This is a genomic window from Rhodococcus sp. Z13, assembly GCF_025837095.1.
Taxonomy (GTDB): domain Bacteria; phylum Actinomycetota; class Actinomycetes; order Mycobacteriales; family Mycobacteriaceae; genus Rhodococcus; species Rhodococcus sacchari.
Window position 1 is genome coordinate 3,403,590 of sequence record NZ_CP107551.1, and the last position, 21,368, is coordinate 3,424,957.

Consider the following 21,368-nt stretch of genomic DNA (forward strand, 5'->3'; position numbering starts at 1 on the left):
TATGCCACCGGCCCGACCGCACAGGACCCCACCTGCCCGATGGGCCAGGTGACGTCACTGGCCGGTGTCGCCCATCACGACGCCTTCGCGTCGCGGGTCGGCCCCGCCGGTCCAGCCGTCGTCGGTGCGCTCCAGCACGCCGAGGCCGCTGGACCGGGGCGCGACCGACACCTCGTGCCCGAGCTCCCGCAGCTGCTGCACGAGCGGATCGCCGTTGCCGTCGTCGGCGGTGTCGACGGCCGGGTGCTCACCCCCGATGCCGGTGACCGGGGTGTTCGCGGCACCGAAGGACACCGCGGAGACCGCCTGCTGCGGGTCGAGGCCCCAGTCGAGGGCGCCGACGAGCGTCTTGACGACGAACTGGATGATCACCGACCCGCCGGGTGAGCCGACCACCAGCCGGACGTCGCCGCGGTCGCCCGCGGGGGTGCGGTCGAAGACGAGGGTGGGGGCCATGGAGCTGCGCGGCCGCTTGCCGGGTTCGACACGGTTGGCGACCGGCAGGCCCTCCTCGTCGACGGGTTCGGCCGCGAAGTCGGTCAGCTGGTTGTTGAGCAGGAAACCTTCGGTCATGTGGAACGAGCCGAAGGCCGCTTCGATGGTCGTCGTCATCGCGGCGACGTTGCCGTAGGAGTCGGCGACGGAGATGTGGCTGGTGCCGTGTTCGGGGCTCTGCGGCGGCGTGCCGAGCGGGGCGGGGCCGAAGTTGCCGGGTGTCGCCTTGCCCATGCTCCTGCCCGGGTCGATCAGCGCCGCGCGTTCGGCGAGATAGTCGGGGTTGACCAGGGTACCGAGCGAATTCCCGGGGAGCGGAACGAAATCCGAGTCGGCGACGTATCTGTCGCGGTCGGCGTAGGCGAGCCGTTCGGCTTCGGAGATCAGGTGCACCGCTGCGGCGTCGGGCACCCCGCCGTCCGCGTCGACGTCGCTCGGGGGCAGCGCCGACAGGTCGAAGTTCTCCAGGATGCCGAGGGTCGCCGCGACCGCGACCCCCCCGGACGACGGGGTGGGCATTCCGCAGATCTCGTGGTCGCGGTAGGAGGTGCACAGCGGTTGCCGTTCCCTGGCCTCGTAGGCGGCGAGGTCCTCGACGGTCATCGCGCCGGGTGTGCGTCCCCCGGTGGTGGTGTTCGTGGCCTCGACGATCGCGCGGGCGATGTCGCCGGTGTAGAAGGCGTCGGCACCGTCGGTCGCGATCGCCGAGAGCGTCTTGGCCATCGCGGGATTGGTGAGGACCTCCCCCGCCGGTTTCGGTGATCCGTCGGGCAGCAGGAAGTACTCACGGGCGGCAGCGTCGAGCGCGAGTTGCGGGGCGGCGTCGGCGATGGACTGCGCCAGCCGGTCGCTGATGACGATCCCCTGGTCGGCGAGGTCGATGGCGGGGCGGAACAGCTCGTTCCAGTCGGTCCGGCCGTGTTCGGTGTGAACGGCTTCGAGCATGCGGACGACGCCGGGGACGCCGATGGACCGGCCGCTGGCGCGGGTGTCGGGCAGGGGTTCGGTGCGGTCGGTGTCGCTGATCCACCGCAGGTAGTTCTCGGTGGCGGCCATCGGTGCGGTCTCGCGGCCGTCGTACGCCTGCACCTGTCCGGTCTCGGCGTCGTGGTGGAGCAGGAAGGCTCCGCCGCCGATGCCGGACGACTGCGGTTCGACGAGTCCGAGCACCATCTGGGCGGCGACCAGGGCGTCGGCCGCGGTGCCGCCCTCGCGCAGGATCTCGCAGGCCACCTCGGTGGAGAGCGGGTTGGCGGTCGTCACCGCGAAGGAGGCGGTGCGCACCGCGGTCATGCCGCTGCGGTAACCGGTGGCGATCTCGGGGTTCGTCGCGATGTCGCGGTCGCCGGGTCCCGGTGGGGCCCCGGCGATCGGGGTGCCGTCGGGGGCGGCCGTGCAGGTCGCAGGGCCGGCGGTGTCCTGCGGGTCGGTGGTCTCGTCGGCCGCGGACGTGCACGCGCCGAGGAGCGTGATCGACAGGGCGGCGGCGAGGAGGGCGCGGGGACCGGAGCGGAGTCTCACGGGCGGGGCCATTCCCCGACGGTATCGGGGCGCGTCGGAGCCCGGGGGGGTTCGGGAACGATCCGTCCCGCAGCTCTTGACACGGGCACGTGTCGGGGAGCACGCTTTATTCAACTTGATGGTTGATAAACCGGATAGTTGAGCAACTGGAGGTGATCGTGGGCGACAGGGCAACGGATCACACGGCAGCGGACGACGCTCTTCTCGACCTGGCGTTCAACGCGCTGGCCGATCCGGTCCGCCGCCGCATCGTCGCCCGGCTCAGCCGGGGCCCGGCCACGGTCACCGAACTCGCGGAACCCTTCGCGATCACCACCCAGGCGATCTCGAAACACATTCGGGTGCTCGAGCACGCCGGTCTCGTCACGCGCACGCGCGACGCCCAGCGCCGGCCCGTCCACCTGAACCCTGCACGGCTGGAGACGCTGACCTCCTGGATCGACCGCTACCGGCTGGTGAAGGAACAGCAGTTCCGCGGTCTCGATGCCGTGCTGACCCGGGAGGCGGCCGACGATCGTCCACGGCCCACCCCGATCTCCGGAGGACCATCATGAGCAGCAACGCAGTCTCCCTCTCGATCCCCGAGGGTGTCCCCTACATCGACTACGAGCGGGAGTTCGACTTCCCGGTCGAGGACGTCTTCCGTGCCCACAAGGACCCCGATCTCGTCACGCAGTGGCTCGGCCCGCGCGGGATGGAGATGAAGATCGAGGAGTACGACCTCCGCACCGGCGGCTCGTACCGCTACGAACACTCCGACGACAGCGGCAGCTACCGCTTCGCAGGTGTCTTCCACACCGTCCGCGACAACGAATTCATCGTCCAGACCTTCGAATATCTCGGGTTCCCGGACGTCGTGAGTCTCGAAACGCTCACCTTCGTCGATCTCGGCGGCGGCCGCTGCAAGCTCGTCGGCCATGCCGTGTACCCGAGCCAGGAGGCCCGCGACGGCATGGCGGAATCCGGCATGGAGACCGGTCTGAGCGAGGGCTTCGAACGGCTCGAGGAGCTGTTGGCCGCAGGGTCCGCGGCGCGGTGAGTTCCGGTCACCGCAGGGCGTGGCCGAGTTCGGCGGCGCGCGCGAGCAGTTGCGTACCGTCGCGGGCGACGACCACCTCGTCGCACACCTCGGCGTAGTCGGACATCGCGCAGGTCGCCTGGTTCCAGTACCGCTCGGGTTCGGGCGTGATCCAGGCGAGGCGGTGCACGCGCCGACGGAGTTCGGCGAACCGGTCGGCGCGCGGGGGCAGGCCGTTGCAGCGCCCGTCCCCCACGACCAGCACCGAGGTCCGGCCGTCGACCACACCGGCGTGCTCGGTGAGCAGTTCGTCGAACATGCGCCCGTAGTCGCTGCTCGCTTCGAGATCGACTGCGGGATGGGCGAGTACGGCGGCGAGGGCACCGTCGCCGTCGGCGGCGAGCAGCTGCTGCGTCACGTCCACGGGACGGTCGACGAAGGCCATCACCCGGCACCGGTGCGCCCGCCCGTGCAGTGACTGGGCGAGCCGGAGCGTGAACGCGGTGATCGGACGGACCGACAGCGACACGTCGGCGAGCACCAGCAGCCGCACCCGGTCGGGACGCGGCGCGCGGACGACGAGCCGGAAGGGCACCCCGTCCGTGCGCATCCCGGCACGGGCGGTGCGGCGCATGTCGAGCCGACCGCGGGTGCGCTCGCGCGGATACGGCCGGGCGGGACCGCGCATGCGGCGCAGCACCTCGTGACACGCGAGTTCGATCTCGGCGCGGTCGAATCCGCCGCCGTCGTGCGCCTCGGGCACATCGGTGTCCGTCTCGGGTGCGGCCGCGGCGAGGGAGGCGACGAACGCTTCGACCGCTTCGACGAGCCGGCCGAGCTGCGATTCGGTGAGCGGTTCGTCGGCGACCTCTCCCCCGTACACGCGGTGCGGGTCGTAGGCGTCGAGCCACGCGAGGATCGACGCGGGGTCGTCCCAGGACAGCGAACCGATCGCCGCGACGCCCGGATCCCCGGACAGGTCACCGACGGTCGCGGTGCCGGCCCGTTCGACGTCGACGGTGTAGGTGACACCACGGCGCCCGGAGTCGGCGCCGGTGTCGACGGACAGGTCGGCGTCCGAGGACGACATCGACACGTCGTCGTCGTCCTTGTGCGGGTTGAAGCCCTTGCTGCGCTCCGGGGTGTCGAACCGGTCGCCGACCTCGGCAGCGCGCTCGTTGTACTCGGCGTACCGAGCGACGCTCGGGTCGTCGTCGATCTCCAGCGAGACCGGCAGACTGTCGGCGAACTGGGCACGCTGCGGGCCGTGCCCGGTGTGGGCGCCGGTGGAGGTGTCGACCGCGCCGAACAGCTCGTCGAAGGCCCGCTCGAATCCCGGGCGCTCGTGGGCATACTTGGCGCACACCGCGCGCAGACAGGCCCGCAGTTCGTCCCGGTCACGGGCGCCGACGAGACCGAGAACCCTTCGAATCTCGATGGTTTCGGCGGGTGAGGCCGCGACCCCGTGCCGGCGCAGCAGCCGGGCGAACACCGCGGCCGCCACGTCCAGCAGGTAGCGGGGGCGTCGTTCGTCGAGCACGGTGACGCGCATGGCCTCGGTCACCACCGTCGGCCGGTGCCCGATGCGGTCTCCCGGCCCCCACCGCCTCGTCCGCGGAAGACCGCGGTGGTGGTGTTCGCCGGGCGGGAGGCGACCGTGATGCGTTCCGCGGGTCCGGCGGTCGTCGCAACGGGTTCCGGTTCGGGGATGCCGTCGAGCCGGCTCTTGGCGAGTTCGACGTCACCGGTGTACTTGAGCAGGGTGCACAGCAGCACGTCGCGCATCGGACCGAGCGAATCCTCCCGGTCGGCATCGTGGTTCATCACCGCCGCGGCGCGGGCGGCGTCGATGACCTCGGAGACCGACGGGCTCTTGCGCAGCGGGAACTCGCGCAGGGTGCGGGACAGGTCGACGATCTGCCCGGCAGTGCCGGGGTGCACGTCGGGGACTCGGGCGGTGACGATCTCGCGTTCGCGTTCGGGCGTCGGGTAGTCGACGTGGTAGTGCAGGCACCGGCGTTTGAGCGCGGGTGAGAGTTCGCGAGTGTCGTTGGAGGTCAGGATCACCCACGGCGCGGACCGCGCGGTGAAGGTGCCCACCTCGGGGATGGTGACCTGTCCTTCGGCGAGCACCTCGAGCAGCAGCGCTTCCATCGATTCCTCGGTGCGGTCCACCTCGTCGACGAGCAGCACGACGGGTTCGGGTGAGAGCACCGCCTCGAGGAGCGGCCGGACCGACAGGAAGGTCTCGGAGTACAGGCCGAAGTCCTGCTGCGCGAGGAACTTCGACGCCTCGGCGATGTTCTCGTGGCCCGCCAGCAGTTCGCCGATGCGGTCGCGGAGCATCTGCACGTGCAGCAGCTGCTTGGCGTAGTCCCATTCGTAGAGGGCGCGACTGTCGTCGAGGCCCTCGTAGCACTGCAGCCGTACGAGTTTCCGGCCGGACGCCGCGGCGAGGGTCTTGGCGAGTTCGGTCTTGCCGACCCCGGCGGGTCCTTCGAGGAGCAGGGGCCGGTCGAGTGCGGTCGCGAGGTACACGACGGTCGCGAACTCGTCGTCGGCGATGTAGTCGTGCCGGCGCAGTGCGTCCTTCAGGTCGGCGCCCGAGGCGAACGAGGTCATCGAGGTCTCTCCTTGTCTGGCGGTCGCGGTCGCCCGGATGGGGCACCCCGGGGCGAGGGTGAGCCGCTCGCCCCGGGGTGCGGCTTCTCAGTACGAGCCGTTGATGCAGTGGTCGACGACGGGGATCATCGACTCGACCGTGACCTCGCGGGGGTTGCCCGGCGTGCACCAGTCGTCCTGGATGTGCTCGGAGATGGCGCGCACGGTCTTCTCGTCGCCGGTGATGACCTCGCCGCGGCCGGCGTACTTCTTGGTGTTCATCTGGTTCTTCTCGTACGAGTCGACGCGCACCTGGCCGAAGTTGTCGGGGATGCCGACGTCCTTGGCGAGACGGATCGCGGCCTCGACGGCGGCGTCGGCGGCCTGCACGGTGGTCATGTTGCGGGTGTCGACACCCATCGCAGTGGCGATGCGGGCGTAGTGCTCGTACCGCGACGGCAGGTTGTACTCCCACACGCGCGGCAGGGCGATGGCGTTGTTGAGGCCGTGGTGGCTGTCGAAGAAGGCCGAGACGGCGTGCGAGATCGAATGCACGATGCCGAGGCCACCGGAGTTGAAGGCCTGCGCGGCGATGTACTGGGCGTTCATCATGCCCTCGCGCGCCTTGAGGTTGCGCGGCTCGAAGACGGCCTCGCGCAGGTGCTTGGCGACGAGTTCGATCGAGTACAGGGCGTTGCCCAGCGACGGCGCGAAGTCCAGCCGCGAGACGTACGGCTCGGAGCCGTGGGCGAGGACGTCGAAGCCGCAGTAGGCGGTGAAGTGCTGCGGGCAGCTGTAGTAGAGCAGCGGGTCGTCGATCGCGAGGGTGACGATGGTGGCCTCGTCGAAGCCGACCCACTTGTGTGGGTGGTCCATGTCGGAGGTGTCGGTGATGACGTAGGCCCAGGACGTCTCGGAGCCGGTGCCGGCGGTGGTGGAGACGGCGATGTGCGGCGGGTTCTCCTTGTTGGTGGACTTCGCGAAGCCCTCGAACTCGTTGATGTTGCGGCCGTCGTGGGCGATGACCACACGGGCGCCCTTGGCGGCGTCGTGGCTCGATCCGCCGCCGACGGAGATGATCGAGTCGCACTTCTCCGACTTGTAGAGGGCCGCGGCCTCCATGACGTTGTAGTCCTTGGGGTTGGACTCGACCTTGTCGTAGAGGACGACCTCGACGCCCTGGTACTCGATCTTGCCGATCAGTTCCTCGATGATGCCGGAGCCACGCAGGCCGGTGGTCATGAGCAGGGTGCGCTTGAAACCCAGGTTCTTGGCCTCGACGCCGAGGATGTCGTGGGCGCCGACTCCCATCAGTGCGCGGGGGAAGGGGTGGAACTCCTTGATCGGGAAGTCCCAGATCTGATTGAGCTCGATTGCCATCGTGAATCTCCTCGCAGAGGGGGTATAGCGGAGTGTGGGTGTGATGTGGACCTCATCCGCGATTCACCATCGGCGTCCGGCGCGGGGAGCGAAAGGCGTAGCGGCCGAAACCGTCCGGTCGCGGGGAGGTGACCGTCCGATCGGGCAGGTTCGCTCCCGCTGACCGGGCGGGCGACTCACCCGCCCGGACGGTGCCGGTACCGTTTTCCTCATCACCTGCGCGCTGGTAACCTGAATTAGAACACGTTCTAAATCGTGGGCAGCGCGGCTGACCCCGAACCGTCTGTACGAGAGGACGAGAACACCCATGACGACCGTCGAGGTGCCGCACGGCTCACGATCGGTGATCCTCACCGTGTCCGCCGTCGTCGAGGAAACCGCCGACACGCGATCGATCGTGTTTGCCGTCCCGGACGAGCTGCGCGACAAGTTCGCCTACAAGCCGGGTCAGTTCCTGACGCTGCGCATCCCCAGCGAGCAGACGGGCTCGGTGGCCCGCTGCTACTCCCTCGCGAGCTCGCCCTACACCGACGACGCGCCCAAGGTCACGGTCAAGCGCACCGCCGACGGCTACGGGTCGAACTGGCTGTGCGACAACGTCGAGGCGGGCAACACCATCGAGGTGCTCCCCCCGGCCGGTGTGTTCACCCCGAAGTCGCTCGACCACGACTTCCTGCTCTTCGGCGCCGGCAGCGGGATCACGCCGGTGATCTCGATCCTCAAGTCCGCGCTCACCCAGGGCTCCGGCAAGGTCGTGCTGGTCTACGCCAACCGCGACGAGAAGTCGGTCATCTTCGCGGAGGAACTGCGCGCTCTCGCCGAGAAGTACCCCTCGCGCCTGACGATCGTCCACTGGCTCGAGACGGTCCAGGGCCTGCCCACCGCCGAGCAGCTGGCCGCCCTCGCCGCGCCGTACACGTCCCACGAGGCGTTCATGTGCGGTCCCGGTCCGTTCATGGACGCGGTGCACCAGGCCCTCGCGATCGTGGGGATGCCGCGCGGCCAGGTGCACGCGGAGGTCTTCAATTCGCTGTCCGGCGATCCGTTCGCCGACCAGGCACCGGTCGAGGTCAGCGACGAGGAGGCGGCCGACGCCGCGACCGTCGAGGTCGAGCTCGACGGCGAGGTGCACAAGCTCTCGTGGCCGCGCAAGCAGACCCTCGTCGACATCATGCTCGCCAAGGGCATCGACGTGCCCTACTCCTGCCAGGAGGGCGAGTGCGGGTCGTGCGCCTGCACGGTGCTCGAGGGCAAGGTGGAGATGGAGCACTGCGAGGTGCTCGATCCCGAGGACATCGAGGCCGGTTACATCCTGGGCTGCCAGGCCCGTCCGGTGACCGACCACCTGCGGATCGAGTTCTGAGCGATTCCCCGGAACGCCGTCAGGAGGTGCCCGCAGCCGATATCGGCTCGGGCACCTTCTGCATGCGGGAAGGGGTCACCGGCCTGCGGAACCACAGCACGACGCCCGAGCCGAGGGCCACCGAGGCGACGATCGTGCCGTAGCCGACCGCGGTGGCGGTCAGCCCGAAGGCTCCGGCGGCGACACCCGCGATCATGGCGGGCACCGAGAAGGCGAGATAGCAGACCACATAGGTCGTCGCGAAGATGCGGCTGCGTTCGGCCGGGGCCCCGAGGGCACCGATCACGTTCATCGCCCCCAGGAAGGTCGCGCCCCACCCGAAGCCGGCGATCACGGTTCCCAGGTAGTACAGGACGACCTGTTCGACCCCCAGACCCGTGATCACCATCGCGAGCCCCACGGTGAGGAACATACCGCCGACCACGACGACCTCGTAGGGTGCGCGACGCGTGGACAGCACCGCCGCCACCGTGCCCGCGGTGAACAAGGACCCGATGATCAGACCGCCCGCGAGGCGATTGTCGATGCCGAAGACCGATTCCATGAGCGACGGTCCCAGCGACATGTAGATGCCGCTGAGGGCCCACGCCGACACGAGACTGGGCAGCACGAGCAGGAAGGGTGCCCGCACCTCGCGGGGAACGGACGCGCTGGGCAGCAGGCTGCGTAGGGCCTGACGCCACGACTCGAAGCCCACCGACGGCGACGTCTCCGGCACGAAGAACGCCGCGACGGCCAGCCCGAGCGCGAGGACCGCGATCAGCGCGTAGACCAGCACCGTGGGGAAGGGCGCGTACTGCACGAGCAGACCCGCACAGGCCGCGCCCAGCGCGAGACCCAGGGACGGACCGGTCGTGTTGATCAACGGGCCGATCCGCGGACCGGGCTGGAACTCGATCACCGCGGCGGACAACGCACCGGTCGCCGTTCCCATCGCCGCGCCCTGGATCACCCGGGCGACGATCAGCCATCCGGCGTCCTCCGCGGCGATGAACACGAGCATGCTCACCGTCAGCGCGAGCAGCGACACGATGACCACCGGCTTGCGGCCGACGTGATCGGACAGCGCCCCGACGGTGACGAGGGCCGCGAGCAGGGCGAGCACGTACGCCGCGAAGACCACGGTGAGGACCGCCGCCGAGAATCCCCACATCTGCTGGTAGACGGGGTACAGCGGGGACGGCGCCGAGGACGACGCTGTGAGGGTGAAGGCGCCCAGTCCGGCGACGGCGAAACCGAAGAGACGGATTCCACCGCGAGGGGAAACGGGCGCAGTCATACGACCTCCGCTGTCATCGAACGTGGATCGGGACGAGGCGGTGGCGAGGAGCCACCTCCCCACCCAACGTCGTTCGCTCGGCGAATTGTTTCACCGGGGCGAGAGCGGCGTCTTCTCCGCCGCGGCGAGCAGCAGGCGCCCGTCCTCGAACGCCGCCGCGGCGGCCGGGAGCTCCCCGCGTGTCCCGCTGACGTACACCTCGACGTGCCCCGACCCCGGCGAGGTACGGCCCAGCGCGTCGATCCGGCGCAGTGTCTGCCGCGCCACCGCCTCGGCGCTGTCGAACAGCCGCACACCGGACGGGAGATGGGTGGCGATGGTGTCCGCGACGAGCGGGTAGTGGGTGCAGCCGAGCACGACACCCTCGACGTCCTCGGGAGTGCGCGCGGCGGCGGAGGCGATGGCCTCGGCCGCGGCGACCTGGTCGCCGGCGTCGATCGCGTCGGCGAGCCCGTGGCAGGCCACCCCGACGACCTCCGAACCGTTCGCGAACTGCTCGATCAGATTCGCCTGGTACCGGCTTGCGGTGGTGGCAGCGGTGGCCCAGATCGCGACCGAATCGCACACCGCGGCGGCCGGCTTGATCGCGGGCACCGTCCCCACCACCGGCACCGACTCCCCGAGGTCCGCGCGGACGTGCTCGAGGGCGGTGACCGAGGCGGTGTTGCACGGCAGGACCACCACGTCGGCGCCGCGGTCCACGGCGCGGCGGGCGGTGGTGACGACGCGGTCGACGACCCACTCCGGCTGTTTGGGACCCCAGGGCGCGCCCTCGGGATCCGTCGACAGCATCAGGTCCAGATCGGGACGCAACCGTCGCAGCCACGCGGACGTGGGCAACAGCCCCAGACCCGAGTCGATGAGTGCAACGATCACCCTACGAATCTAGCCCCTGGCCTCCGCCCGGCCGCCCGCCGGTGCGCGCGGCACCCGCTCACACGGCGGCGAGCAGTTCCTCGATCGGCGCGCCCGCGGCGATCTTCGCGCGCGTCTTCATGACCTGGCCGGCCAGACCGGCGCCCACGACCCCGACGAGCTTTCCGTCGCGTTCGTAGTAGGCGAGGAACTTGCGTCCGTCGTCACGCACGACGTGCACGGTGTCGTCGCCGCGCACGGCACCCAGGCCCTGGATCTTCAGGTCGTACTGGTCGCTCCAGAAGTAGGGCACCTGCGCCGCGGCACCGGGCTCCGCGCCGACGAGGGACTTCGCCAGGACCGATGCCTGCTCCCCCGCGTTGGTCCAGTGTTCGATGCGGCGGCGGCCGCCCGCGGGCAGCTGCCAGGAGGCGACGTCGCCGACCGCCCACACGTGCGGTGCCGAGGTGCGGCCCACGCCGTCGCAGACGACCCCGTTGTCGAGTTCGATGCCCGAGCCTTCGAGCCACTCGACCGCCGGAACGGAACCGATGCCGAGGATCACGAGGTCCACGTCCACCTCGGTGCCGTCACCGAGGAGTGCAGAGGCGACCCGACCGTCGCTGTGGATCTCGGAGGCGACCCCGTCGCTGTGGATCTCGGAGGCGACCCCGTCGCTGTGGATCTCGGAGGCGACCCCGTCGCTGTGGATCTCGGAGGCGACCCCGTCGCTGTGGATCTCGGAGGCGACCCCGTCGCTGTGGATCTCGGAGGCGACCCCGTCGCCGCGAATCTCGGACAGTCCGACTCCGGAGCGCACGTCGACGCCCTCCGAGCGGTGCAGACGCGTCACGAGCTCCCCCACTTCGGCGCCCAGTACGGACGCGAGCGGGGTGGGCTGCGGTTCGACGAGCACGACGTCGACGTCGCGGGCCCGCAGGCTGGCCGCCACCTCACAGCCGATGAAACCGGCACCGACCACGAGGGCGCGGCTCCCGGGCACGATCTCCGCCCGCAGCGCGCGGCTGTCCTCCAGCGAGCGGAGCACGTGCACGCCGGCGAGGTCGGGCAGGCCCGGGATGCGGCGCGGGCGCAGACCCGTGGCGACGACGAGTTCGTCGTAGCCGAGCTCGGACCCGTCGGCGAGGGTCAGGGTGCGGGTCGCGGTGTCGACCGAGCGGGCCGCGGTGCCCAGGCGCAGCTCGATGCGGTTCTCGTCGAAGAACTCGCGCGGCCGCAGGGTGGTGTCGTCGCGGTCGCCGCGCAGGACCTCCTTCGACAGCGGCGGGCGGTCGTAGGGCAGATGGGTCTCGTCGCCGACGAGCACGAGCTCACCGTCGAAACCCGCCCGGCGCAGTTCCTCTGCGGTACGTACCGCCGCCAGTCCGGCACCCACGACGACGACGCGCCCCGGCGCCCCCTCGATCTCCCGCTCGTTCGACACCGACCAGTCCTCCGATTGTTGTGACGCCGACTGTTGTGACGCGCAACCGGGATTTCCTCAGGTGTAACAGCGGTTACGCGATTGCGTTCAACTTTTCTACCAAATGACGTCGAGCAGCGACAGGGCCACGTCGCTCACTAGAGTTCGAGGCAGCGCGAGGACAATGGAGTCCAGCACGGACCATGACCGGTACGCCTACCTTGGAGCCACCCATGACCAGCGACAGCGGCGCAGGTGTCAGCCGCATCCAGTTCGGTGCCGGACCCTTGTCCGGCCCCGTCGATCCGCAGGGCCGCACGATCATCGCCGACGCGGTGGTCGCCAAGATCGCCGGTCTCGCGACCCGCGAGATCAGCGGCGTGATCGACGTCGGTGCCGGAACGACCCGTGTCGTCGGTGCCCTGCGCGACCGCATCCCCGGGGCCCGCATCAACCACGGCCAGGGTGTCGCGGTGGAGGTCGGTGAGCGCCAGGCGGCGATCGACATCGGCATCGTCGCGGAGTACGGCGTCGCGCTGCACGAACTCGCCGTCGCGATCCGGCACAACGTCATCGCCGCCGTCGAACGCATGACCGGGCTCGAGGTCACCGAGGTCAACATCACCGTCTTCGACGTCATGCTCCACGACGAGGCCACCGCCCTCGCCGGCGGTGCCGAGCCGCGGGTGCAATGACCTCCCCTGCCGGGTCTGCCGGGACCATCGCCGAACGGATCGCGGAGGCCGCGTCGGGCATCGCCGGGGTCGCGGGTCTCCACGGCGGCGCGTTCGGTGAGGTCGCCACCTATCTGCCGGGGCGGCGGATCGAAGGGGTCCGGCTCACCGACAGGCTGTGCGAGGTACACATCGTGGTCCTGATCCCGGCCGACCTGCCGGCGGTCGCCGAGGCGGTCCGCGCGCAGGTGGCACCCCTGGTCGAGGTTCCCGTGCAGGTGACCGTCGAAGACGTCCGGGTCGGCGGACGAGAAGGAGCGGAATCGTGAATCACATCTCCGTGGGCAACACCGCCGTCGGACTCATCGCGGGCCTGCTGCTCGCGCTCGCCGGCATCCTCGGCGGATTCAGCGGACTGCTGTTCGGCGTGCTCCTCGGCGCGCTCGGCGCCGCGATCGGCGCGCACCGCGACGGACACCTCGACCTCGGCGCCCTGCTGAGGAGCCGGGGACGTGGCTGACCCGTCGGCGGAGGTCGTGCCGGACGAAGGGGTTCCCACCTCCGCGGGTGAACGGGGAAGCCTCGTCATCAAGGACCGTGCCATCGAGCGGATCGCCGCGGCCGCGGCCCTGTCGGTGCCCGGCGTCGTCCGGCACAGCGGCGGCGGCCTGCGTCGACTCACCGGCGGCGACCTGCCGCGCGCCGACGTGTCCACCGGCGGCCGAGCAGTGTCCGTGAACCTCTACGTCGCCGTGCAGTGGCCCTACGACGCGGCGATGCTCACCCGCCGGGTCCACGACACCGTCGAACGCCGGCTCCACGAACTGACGGGCCTGCGCGTCCACGAACTCAACGTGCTGGTCGTCGAGACCGCCGTTGCCGAGGACGGCGCGGCCGACGAGGCACCGCAGTCGGTCGAGTACCTCGAATCCGATCTGGTCGCGGCGCGCATCGAGCCGCGCGCCGACATCCCGACGGTCGCGCCCCTGCCGCCCCTCGCCTCTCCCGCGGCGGCCCCCGCGGCGGCGTTCGTGGCGATCGCGGCCCTCGTCCTGGCCTTCACGGCCGCCCGCGAACTGCTCATCGTCCGCGGCACCTACGGGGGTGCCCCCTGGCTGCGCAATTCCTTCGAGTGGTTCGCGCGGCTGCACTGGCAGACCTGGCTCGCGCCCGTCGCCGCGTGCTGCGTCGTCCTCGGTCTGGTGCTGATCGTGGTGGCACTCAAGCCGCGGCGCCGCACCCACGTGCCGTTGCGGGTCGCCGGGCCGGTACCGACGGTGTGGATGCGGCGCACCGACGTCGCCCGCATGTGCAGTGCGCACGCCGCGGCACTCACGGCGGTGCGGACCGCGCGCACGGTCGTCGACCGGCGCCGCGCGGTGGTGCGCGTCGTGGCGGAGGACGAGACACCGGTGGAGGAGATCGTCGCGGCGGTGCGGGGTGCGGTGGAACCGAACCTGGCGGCGCTCGCCGATCCCGTCGAGCTCGTGGTGGAGGTGACCCGGTGAAACTTCGCACGGTGCTCGCGAACCGGCTCGTGGCGCTGACGGCGGGCCTGACGCTGGCCGGTCTCGGTGCCTTCTCCCTGGCGTGGTTGTGGCAGGTGCCGTTCGCGCGGGAACAGCTGTCCCGACTGGACCGTCCCCGAGTGACCGACGTGCCCGACCAGCCGTGGTGGACGCCTGCGCTGTGGTCGGTGTTCGGGGCCGGGTTGTTCCTCGGCATCGCGCTGCTGGCGGTGAACCTGTCGCGCCGGCGCACGGAGACGGTGCAACTCTACGACCAGGTCACCGACGCGACGCTGGGTGTGGAGTTGGGGCCCGTCGCGGACGGGGTCGCGGCGGAACTCGCGGTCCTGCCCGGAGTGCGGTCGGCCCGGGGCCGAGCGGTGGTGGAACGGCACCTGCCGACCCTGTCGGTGGTGGTGCAGGCCGATCCGGCCATCGACGTCACCGAGTTCACCCTGGCCGCCGAGGAGGCTGCGCAGCGGGTGGCCCGTGCACTCGGTGGGGCGCGCGTCGCCACGCAGGTGCTGCTGCACCTCGATCCCGCCGTGGACGTCGCCGACGGCCGCTGACGGCACCTGTCGCGCCTGTCGGGCGCCCACCGGCACCGCGCCTATCGGGCGCCCACCGGCACCGCGCCTATCGGGCGCCCACCGGCACCGCGTCGACGAGGTCCTGTTCCACCCGGTAGTCGGCGCGCATGCGGTTCATCGCGGCGTCGCGGACCTTGTAGGCACGCAGGGTGGTCCGCTCCCGATCCGGATAGCGCAGCTCCTGGATGCGGTCGACGAGCCCGAGGACCGGGCCGATCCGGCCGACGACGTGCTTGAGCGGGGTGTCGGGGATATGCAGGGCGTCGGCGTCCGCGTCGCCGATGAAGACCCGCTCGAGCGCGTGGATCAGGGTGCGGGCGACGGTGCGCCGGAGCGGTTCGAGGCCGGGCAGCAGCTTCGCGAGTTCGGGGACGAGGTACTGCTCGGTGAGCGCGGCGACGAATTCGCGGTCCTCGTCGCTCGGTCCGGGCGAGGTGAGCCGGTACAGCTCCTCGACAGCGAGGTGGTCGCGTTCGGAGCGCAGGTTCAGGTCCTCGTCCATGCCGATGACGTGCCCGACGTACCGCCACAGGTGGTAGATGTCGTCGAGTTCGTCGTCGGTGAACCGCACCCCGAGGGTCTGCATCCCCTCGACGGCGATGTGCCCGAACTCGGCGATCGTCAGTGCCATGTAGGACTGCGGGATCGGCACACCCCAGGCGTCCTCGTCCCACATCCCGGCGGCGAGGATGCCCTTGCGGACGTGGGCGTGGATGAGCCGCACCCGCACGGTGTACGCGAATCCGCCACCGTCGCGGCGCATCCCCCCGCGGGTCAGGACGTTGCGCAGCCATTCCCCCACCTCGACGGACCGCACCGCGGGCCGGCTCACGTAGCGGCCCGTCAGCGCGAGGGGTTTCCCGGCGATGAAGTTGCCGGCGCCGCGCAGCAGCGAGGCCGCCCCGAGCACCATACCCAGCAGCGGTGTGTGGCGGACGAGGGCGTCCGCGGCGTGGTCGAGGCGGTCGTGGTCGACCCAGCCGGGTTCGTCGTCGAGGAAGTCGAACAGGGACTTCAGCGAGGCCGGTGCGTCGGGGACGGCCTCGATGCCGCCGGCGAGGGCGGCACGGACCGCGGCGGTGGCCGAGGAGGTTCCGAAGTCGTCGTTCGCGACCGCGTCGGCGAGGGGGTCGGCTCGCCACATCCCGTCGAGCCACCGCTCGCCGAGGTCGGCGTAGCGTCGCACCGCGAGGTCGGGGTTCACCAGGTCACGAGGCACACGTCGCTCCATGAATCCATGGGAACACGAGAAATACTCACTTACTATTCACTTTTCATGAGCACTCGGTACGGTCCGAAACCCGCAGCCAGACGCACACGGAAGCGGCCGATCCAGCAGCGGAGCCTCGAAACACGCAAACTTCTTCTCACCTCTGCGTACGAGTTGCTCGAACGCGATCCCTCCGGCCGGCTCACCACCACCGCGCTGGCCGAACACGCCCACGTGAGCATCGGGACGGTCTACCGCTACTTCCCCGATGTCGAGGCGGTACTCGACGAACTGCGCAGTACGACGGTCCACGCGATCACCACTTCGCTGTCGACGGCGATCGGACGCGCGATGGACCAGAGCGCGGAGGAGGCGATGGTGACCGTCGTGGAGAGCCTGACCTCCGCCTTCGAGAAACATGCGGCGGTGCTGCGGGTCACCTACACCTCCGAGGAGGTCGAATTCGGGTTCGCGTGGGCCGAGATCGAGGGACCGTTGCGGCCGCTCGGACGCATCATCCCGGCCCGGCTGCGACCGGATCTCGACGATGCGGCGCTCGACGATCTGGTGTTCATCGTGATGGGGGCGACGGCGAGCCTGTGCTCCCGGATCGCGCTGCTCCGGCCCCGCCGGTCCGACCGGGACCGGATGATCGCGATGACGGCGCGGATGCTCGTCGCGGCGATCGACGCGGCCTGACCGGGCATCCGCACACCGGAAACGGGCCCGAGACCCTCCGTTATGTCACATACTGGGCACATCCTGCTGCTCGGACCCGGGAGAGTGCCGTGCGCCGTCCACCGATCGCGATGTCCGCCCTTCCCCTCGCGTGCGCTGCCCTCGTGTTCGCCGCCTCCTGCGGCGACGGCGCGGACGAGTCCTCACCGTCCCCGACCGCTCCCACCGCCGAAGCCCTCGCCGACGACCTGCAGGCGGCGCTGGTCCGCGTCCAGGAGGAGGTCGGCTTCCCCGGTGTGGTGGCGCGGGTGGTCACCCCGGACCTCGAGTGGACCGGGGCCGCGGGCACGATCGGCGCCGACCGTTCCGAGGCTCCCGGCCCCGACGATCACACCCGGATCGGCAGCATCACGAAGACGATGACGGTCACCGCCCTGCTGCAGCTGGCGGAGGACGGGGCTCTGTCGCTGGACGATCCGATCGGCCGCTACGTACCGGGGCTGCCCAACGGGGACGTCGCCACGCTCCGGCAACTGGCGTCGATGGTCAGCGGCATCCCCAGCTACACCTTCGACGAGGAGTTCCAGCAGCGGCTGTTCGCCGATCCGGAGGCGTCGTGGACGCCGGACCAGCTCCTCGACTTCGTGCGCGGCGACGCACCGAACTTCGCACCCGGGGAGCGGTTCGAGTACTCCAACACCAACACCATCGCCCTCGGTCTCGTCGTCGAGCAGGTCTCCGGGCAGAGCCTCCACGACTACCTCCGGGCGAACGTCTTCGAGCCGCTCGGCATGGCCGACACCGTCCTGCCCACCGACGCGGCCATCGCCTCGCCGCACCTGTACGGGATCACCGAGCAGGGCCAGCCGGACGGGGAGACCGCCGACGCGACCGGCTGGAATCCGTCCTGGGGCTGGTCGGCCGGCGCGGTGATCTCCACGGTCGACGACCTCGAGTTGTGGGGCCGGGCCCTCGGGACCGGGGTGGGGGTGCTGTCCCCCGAGACGCAGGAGCTCCGCCTCGACTCGTTCCTGTTCGACGTGCCCGGTGCGACCGACACTCGCGCCTACGGCCTGGGGCTGGGCATCGAGGACGGCTGGCTCGGGCACACGGGCGAGCTCCCGGGTTACAACACCTACGTGGGCTATCTGCCGGAGCTGGAGGCCGTCGTGGTCGCCGCGGTGAACACCGACATCCCGACCGCCGTCGGGAAGGAACCGGTGAGTGTGGTGGCCGACGAGCTGAAGCGGCTCGTCGGTGAATCCTCCTGAAACGCCGAACGGCGCCCACCCCGGAGGGTGGACGCCGCTCGAGCGTCAGTGAGGACTAGCTCACTTGATGATCTTCGTGACGCGACCGGCGCCGACGGTGCGGCCACCCTCGCGGATCGCGAAGCGGAGGCCCTCGTCCATGGCGACCGGCTGGATCAGCTTGACGGACATCTCGGTGTTGTCACCGGGCATGACCATCTCGGTGCCCTCGGGGAGGGTAACAACGCCCGTCACGTCCGTGGTACGGAAGTAGAACTGCGGACGGTAGTTGTTGAAGAACGGCGTGTGGCGGCCGCCCTCCTCCTTGTTGAGGATGTAGGCCTGGCCCTCGAACTCCGTGTGCGGAGTCGTGGTGCCCGGCTTGACGACGACCTGGCCGCGCTCGACGTCCTCGCGCTTGATGCCGCGGACGAGGAGACCGACGTTGTCGCCGGCCTGGCCCTGGTCAAGCAGCTTGCGGAACATCTCGATGCCGGTGACCGTGGTCTTGGTCGACTCGGGGCGGATGCCGACGATCTCGACCTCTTCGTTGACGTTGATCACGCCGCGCTCGATACGGCCGGTGACGACGGTGCCGCGACCCGTGATGGTGAAGACGTCCTCGACGGGCATGAGGAACGGCTTGTCGGTCTCACGGACCGGGTCCGGGATGGACTCGTCGACGGCAGCCATCAGGTCCTCGATGGACTTGACCCACTTCGGGTCGCCCTCGAGAGCCTTCAGAGCCGAGATCGGAACGACCGGAGCGTTCTCGTCGAACTCCTGCGAGGCGAGGAGCTCACGCACCTCCATCTCGACGAGCTCGAGGATCTCCTCGTCGTCGACCATGTCGGCCTTGTTCAGGGCGACGAGGATGTAGGGAACGCCGACCTGGCGGGCGAGCAGCACGTGCTCACGCGTCTGCGGCATCGGGCCGTCGGTGGCGGCCACGACCAGGATCGCGCCGTCCATCTGGGCGGCACCGGTGATCATGTTCTTGATGTAGTCGGCGTGACCCGGAGCGTCGACGTGCGCGTAGTGGCGCTTCTCCGTCTGGTACTCGACGTGGGAGATGTTGATCGTGATACCACGAGCCTTCTCCTCGGGAGCCTTGTCGATCTGGTCGAACGCGAAGCTCTCGTTGAGATCCGGGTACTTGTCGGCCAGCACCTTGGTGATCGCAGCCGTGGTGGTGGTCTTGCCATGGTCGACGTGACCGATGGTGCCGATGTTCACGTGCGGCTTGGTCCGCTCGAACTTCGCCTTCGCCACTGGAATGTCCTCCTGGACTGTTGTTGCTTGCTGTATGCAGCAGTGCGGTTTGTATTACTTGGTCGTGCAGGCGACCGGGAGCGTCTAGAAGACTACTCGCCGGTGGCCTTGGCGATGATTTCCTTCGCGACGTTCGACGGAACCTCTGCGTAGGAATCGAACACCATGGAGAAGTTCGCACGGCCCTGGGTCTTCGACCGCAGATCACCGATGTAGCCGAACATCTCCGAGAGCGGAACCAGCGCCTTCACGACACGGGCACCACTGCGTTCCTCCATGGCCTGGATCTGGCCACGGCGGGAGTTCAGGTCGCCGATCACCTCACCCATGTAGTCCTCGGGCGTGGTGACCTCGACGGCCATGAGCGGCTCGAGGATCACCGGGGCGGCCTTGCGGGCCGCTTCCTTCAGCGCCTGCGAGCCGGCGATCTTGAACGCCATTTCGGACGAGTCGACGTCGTGGTACGCACCGTCGAGCAGGGTGACCTTCAGGTTCACCAGCGGGTAGCCGGCGAGCACGCCGTACTGCATGGCGTCCTGGGCACCGGCGTCGACCGACGGGATGTACTCGCGCGGGACGCGGCCACCGGTGACCTGGCTCTCGAACTCGTAGGTGGCACCGTCCTCGCCGACGAACGGCTCGAGGGCGATGACGACCTTCGCGAACTGGCCGGAACCACCGGTCTGCTTCTTGTGCGTGAACTCGAGCTTCTCGACCGGCTTGGTGATCGTCTCGCGGTACGCGACCTGCGGCTTGCCGACGTTGGCCTCGACCTTGAACTCGCGCTTCATGCGGTCGACGAGGATGTCGAGGTGGAGCTCGCCCATGCCGCCGATGACGGTCTGGCCGGTCTCCTCGTCGAGCTCGACGGAGAAGGTCGGGTCCTCTTCGGCGAGCTTCTGGATGGCCGTCGACAGCTTCTCCTGGTCGGCCTTCGACTTCGGCTCGATGGAGACCTGGATGACCGGGTCCGGGAAGGTCATGGACTCGAGGACGATCGGGGAGTCCTGCGCGCACAGGGTGTCGCCGGTCGTGGTGTCCTTCAGGCCGATCATCGCGTAGATGTGGCCGGCCACGGCCTCGTCGACCGGGTTCTCCTTGTTGGCGTGCATCTGGAACAGCTTGCCGACGCGTTCCTTCTTGCCCTTGGTCGAGTTGAGCACCTGGGTGCCCGCGTCGATGCGGCCCGAGTACACGCGGACGAAGGTCAGCTTGCCGAAGAACGGGTGCGCAGCGATCTTGAAGGCGAGCGCGGAGAACGGCTCGTCCTTCGACGGCTTGCGGCGCATCTCCTCTTCCTCGTTACCGACCTGGTGGCCGATGACGTCGCCGATGTCCAGCGGGCTCGGGAGGTAGTCGATGACCGCGTCGAGCATGGGCTGAACGCCCTTGTTCTTGAACGCGGAGCCGCAGAGCACCGGGTACAGCTCGGAGTTGACCGTCATCTTGCGGATGGCGGCCTTGATCTCGGCGACGGTGAGCTCCTCGCCGCCGAAGTACTTCTCCATGAGCTCTTCGTCGGACTCGGCGACGGTCTCGAGCAGCTTCTCGCGGTACTCGGCGGCCTTGTCGGCAAGGTCGGCCGGGATCTCCTCGATCGTGGGCTCGGCACCGATCTCGGTGACGCCACGCCAGGTGATGGCCTTCATCTCGACGAGGTCGACGACACCGTCGAAGTTGTCCTCGGCACCGATCGGGAGCTGCAGGACCAGCGGCTTCGCACCGAGACGATCGATGATCGTCTGCACGGTGAAGTAGAAGTCCGCGCCCATCTTGTCCATCTTGTTGACGAAGCAGATGCGCGGAACGTTGTACTTGGCAGCCTGGCGCCAGACCTGCTCCGACTGGGGCTCGACGCCCTCCTTGCCGTCGAACACGGCGACCGCGCCGTCGAGAACGCGCAGCGACCGCTCGACCTCGACCGTGAAGTCGACGTGGCCGGGGGTGTCGATGATGTTGATCTGGTTCTTGTTCCAGAAGCAGGTCACAGCAGCGGAGGTGATGGTGATACCACGCTCCTTCTCCTGCTCCATCCAGTCGGTGGTCGAGGCACCGTCGTGGGTCTCACCGATCTTGTAGTTGACACCGGTGTAGAAGAGGATGCGCTCGGTCGTGGTGGTCTTGCCGGCATCGATGTGCGCCATGATGCCGATGTTGCGGACCTTGTTCAGGTCGGTCAGCACTTCCTGTGCCACAGGTAAACCCCGCTCGTAGCTCGTGTCGGTCCTTGGGTGCGGACCACATGTTCTTG

20 protein-coding genes are annotated in these 21,368 nt (G+C 69.4%); 10 read left to right on the top strand and 10 right to left on the bottom strand.

Annotation, left to right across the window (positions count from 1 at the left end):
• Positions 1–54 precede the first annotated feature (54 nt).
• Positions 55–2,028 carry a gamma-glutamyltransferase gene (gene ggt / locus OED52_RS15450; protein ID WP_264151733.1) on the bottom strand — a complete coding sequence of 658 codons (1,974 nt, stop codon included), beginning with the start codon at positions 2,026–2,028 and terminating at the stop codon, positions 55–57.
• 146 nt (positions 2,029–2,174) lie between these two features.
• Between ggt and OED52_RS15455 the strand changes: the two genes are divergently transcribed.
• Positions 2,175–2,570, top strand: coding sequence for an ArsR/SmtB family transcription factor (locus OED52_RS15455; protein WP_264151734.1), 396 nt, complete (start codon positions 2,175–2,177; stop codon positions 2,568–2,570).
• A complete protein-coding gene (locus OED52_RS15460; RefSeq protein WP_264151735.1) occupies positions 2,567–3,055 on the top strand; it encodes an SRPBCC family protein in 489 nt (162 codons plus the stop codon). The genes OED52_RS15455 and OED52_RS15460 overlap by 4 nt, the downstream gene beginning before the upstream one ends.
• Positions 3,056–3,062: 7 nt before the next feature.
• On the opposite strand, the gene madC is transcribed toward OED52_RS15460, so the two are convergent.
• The 3 genes from madC to mdo form a co-directional block, all read right to left on the bottom strand.
• On the bottom strand, positions 3,063–4,586 hold the full coding sequence (gene madC / locus OED52_RS15465; RefSeq protein ID WP_264151736.1) for a MadC family VWA domain-containing protein: 1,524 nt from the start codon (positions 4,584–4,586) through the stop codon (positions 3,063–3,065).
• A gap of 8 nt (positions 4,587–4,594) precedes the next feature.
• A complete protein-coding gene (locus tag OED52_RS15470) occupies positions 4,595–5,656 on the bottom strand; it encodes a MadB family AAA-type ATPase (RefSeq protein WP_264151737.1) in 1,062 nt (353 codons plus the stop codon).
• A gap of 87 nt (positions 5,657–5,743) precedes the next feature.
• Positions 5,744–7,015, bottom strand: coding sequence for an NDMA-dependent methanol dehydrogenase (gene mdo, locus OED52_RS15475; RefSeq protein WP_264151738.1), 1,272 nt, complete (start codon positions 7,013–7,015; stop codon positions 5,744–5,746).
• 307 nt (positions 7,016–7,322) lie between these two features.
• Here mdo and OED52_RS15480 point away from each other — a divergent pair, with 307 nt between their 5' ends.
• A complete protein-coding gene (locus OED52_RS15480) occupies positions 7,323–8,378 on the top strand; it encodes a ferredoxin--NADP reductase (protein ID WP_264151739.1) in 1,056 nt (351 codons plus the stop codon).
• 19 nt (positions 8,379–8,397) lie between these two features.
• On the opposite strand, the gene OED52_RS15485 is transcribed toward OED52_RS15480, so the two are convergent.
• The 3 genes from OED52_RS15485 to OED52_RS15495 all read right to left on the bottom strand — a co-directional run bounded on the left by OED52_RS15485 (position 8,398) and on the right by OED52_RS15495 (position 11,956).
• Complete coding sequence (locus tag OED52_RS15485; RefSeq protein WP_264151740.1) at positions 8,398–9,657, bottom strand: MFS transporter; 1,260 nt, start codon at positions 9,655–9,657, stop codon at positions 8,398–8,400.
• A gap of 90 nt (positions 9,658–9,747) precedes the next feature.
• Entirely contained in the window at positions 9,748–10,533 is a 786-nt protein-coding gene (locus tag OED52_RS15490; RefSeq protein ID WP_264151741.1) for a glutamate racemase, read from the bottom strand.
• Positions 10,534–10,591: 58 nt separating this feature from the next.
• Positions 10,592–11,956 (bottom strand): NAD(P)/FAD-dependent oxidoreductase, encoded by a 1,365-nt coding sequence (locus OED52_RS15495; protein ID WP_264151742.1) that lies wholly within the window; start codon positions 11,954–11,956, stop codon positions 10,592–10,594.
• 212 nt (positions 11,957–12,168) lie between these two features.
• Here OED52_RS15495 and OED52_RS15500 point away from each other — a divergent pair, with 212 nt between their 5' ends.
• From OED52_RS15500 to OED52_RS15520, 5 genes are read left to right on the top strand one after another with little or no spacing between them, the layout of a single operon-like run.
• Positions 12,169–12,630, top strand: a complete 462-nt coding sequence (locus OED52_RS15500) for an Asp23/Gls24 family envelope stress response protein (protein WP_264151743.1) — start codon at positions 12,169–12,171, stop codon at positions 12,628–12,630.
• Complete coding sequence (locus OED52_RS15505) at positions 12,627–12,938, top strand: Asp23/Gls24 family envelope stress response protein (RefSeq protein ID WP_264151744.1); 312 nt, start codon at positions 12,627–12,629, stop codon at positions 12,936–12,938. The genes OED52_RS15500 and OED52_RS15505 overlap by 4 nt, the downstream gene beginning before the upstream one ends.
• Positions 12,935–13,129, top strand: a complete 195-nt coding sequence (locus OED52_RS15510) for a DUF2273 domain-containing protein (protein WP_413247674.1) — start codon at positions 12,935–12,937, stop codon at positions 13,127–13,129. Before OED52_RS15505 ends, OED52_RS15510 begins: the two co-directional genes overlap by 4 nt.
• Positions 13,122–14,117, top strand: coding sequence for an Asp23/Gls24 family envelope stress response protein (locus OED52_RS15515; RefSeq protein ID WP_264151745.1), 996 nt, complete (start codon positions 13,122–13,124; stop codon positions 14,115–14,117). Before OED52_RS15510 ends, OED52_RS15515 begins: the two co-directional genes overlap by 8 nt.
• Positions 14,114–14,686 carry a hypothetical protein gene (locus OED52_RS15520; protein ID WP_264151746.1) on the top strand — a complete coding sequence of 191 codons (573 nt, stop codon included), beginning with the start codon at positions 14,114–14,116 and terminating at the stop codon, positions 14,684–14,686. The genes OED52_RS15515 and OED52_RS15520 overlap by 4 nt, the downstream gene beginning before the upstream one ends.
• Positions 14,687–14,753: 67 nt before the next feature.
• Here the strand turns inward: OED52_RS15520 and OED52_RS15525 are convergent, their stop codons facing one another.
• Positions 14,754–15,938: an oxygenase MpaB family protein gene (locus OED52_RS15525; RefSeq protein WP_264151747.1), complete on the bottom strand. Its 1,185-nt coding sequence runs from the start codon at positions 15,936–15,938 to the stop codon at positions 14,754–14,756.
• 99 nt (positions 15,939–16,037) lie between these two features.
• Between OED52_RS15525 and OED52_RS15530 the strand changes: the two genes are divergently transcribed.
• Both OED52_RS15530 and OED52_RS15535 read left to right on the top strand, forming a co-directional pair.
• Entirely contained in the window at positions 16,038–16,616 is a 579-nt protein-coding gene (locus OED52_RS15530; RefSeq protein ID WP_264154725.1) for a TetR/AcrR family transcriptional regulator, read from the top strand.
• A gap of 110 nt (positions 16,617–16,726) precedes the next feature.
• Positions 16,727–17,866 (top strand): serine hydrolase domain-containing protein, encoded by a 1,140-nt coding sequence (locus tag OED52_RS15535; RefSeq protein ID WP_264151748.1) that lies wholly within the window; start codon positions 16,727–16,729, stop codon positions 17,864–17,866.
• Between the two features lie 60 nt (positions 17,867–17,926).
• On the opposite strand, the gene tuf is transcribed toward OED52_RS15535, so the two are convergent.
• A complete protein-coding gene (tuf, locus tag OED52_RS15540) occupies positions 17,927–19,117 on the bottom strand; it encodes an elongation factor Tu (protein ID WP_264151749.1) in 1,191 nt (396 codons plus the stop codon).
• A 92-nt stretch (positions 19,118–19,209) separates the two neighbouring features.
• Positions 19,210–21,312, bottom strand: coding sequence for an elongation factor G (gene fusA / locus OED52_RS15545; protein WP_264151750.1), 2,103 nt, complete (start codon positions 21,310–21,312; stop codon positions 19,210–19,212).
• Positions 21,313–21,368 lie beyond the last annotated feature (56 nt).

Bases quoted from the DNA above. Each gene is read 5' to 3' on its own strand.
- OED52_RS15470 (WP_264151737.1), bottom strand. From the start codon at position 5,656: ATGACCTCGTTCGCCTCGGGCGCCGACCTGAAGGACGCACTGCGCCGG.
- OED52_RS15500 (WP_264151743.1), top strand. From the start codon at position 12,169: ATGACCAGCGACAGCGGCGCAGGTGTCAGCCGCATCCAGTTCGGTGCC.
- ggt (WP_264151733.1), bottom strand. From the start codon at position 2,028: ATGGCCCCGCCCGTGAGACTCCGCTCCGGTCCCCGCGCCCTCCTCGCC.
- OED52_RS15535 (WP_264151748.1), top strand. From the start codon at position 16,727: ATGTCCGCCCTTCCCCTCGCGTGCGCTGCCCTCGTGTTCGCCGCCTCC.
- madC (WP_264151736.1), bottom strand. From the start codon at position 4,586: ATGCGCGTCACCGTGCTCGACGAACGACGCCCCCGCTACCTGCTGGAC.
- OED52_RS15480 (WP_264151739.1), top strand. From the start codon at position 7,323: ATGACGACCGTCGAGGTGCCGCACGGCTCACGATCGGTGATCCTCACC.
- OED52_RS15485 (WP_264151740.1), bottom strand. From the start codon at position 9,657: ATGACTGCGCCCGTTTCCCCTCGCGGTGGAATCCGTCTCTTCGGTTTC.
- OED52_RS15505 (WP_264151744.1), top strand. From the start codon at position 12,627: ATGACCTCCCCTGCCGGGTCTGCCGGGACCATCGCCGAACGGATCGCG.
- mdo (WP_264151738.1), bottom strand. From the start codon at position 7,015: ATGGCAATCGAGCTCAATCAGATCTGGGACTTCCCGATCAAGGAGTTC.
- OED52_RS15525 (WP_264151747.1), bottom strand. From the start codon at position 15,938: ATGGAGCGACGTGTGCCTCGTGACCTGGTGAACCCCGACCTCGCGGTG.
- OED52_RS15460 (WP_264151735.1), top strand. From the start codon at position 2,567: ATGAGCAGCAACGCAGTCTCCCTCTCGATCCCCGAGGGTGTCCCCTAC.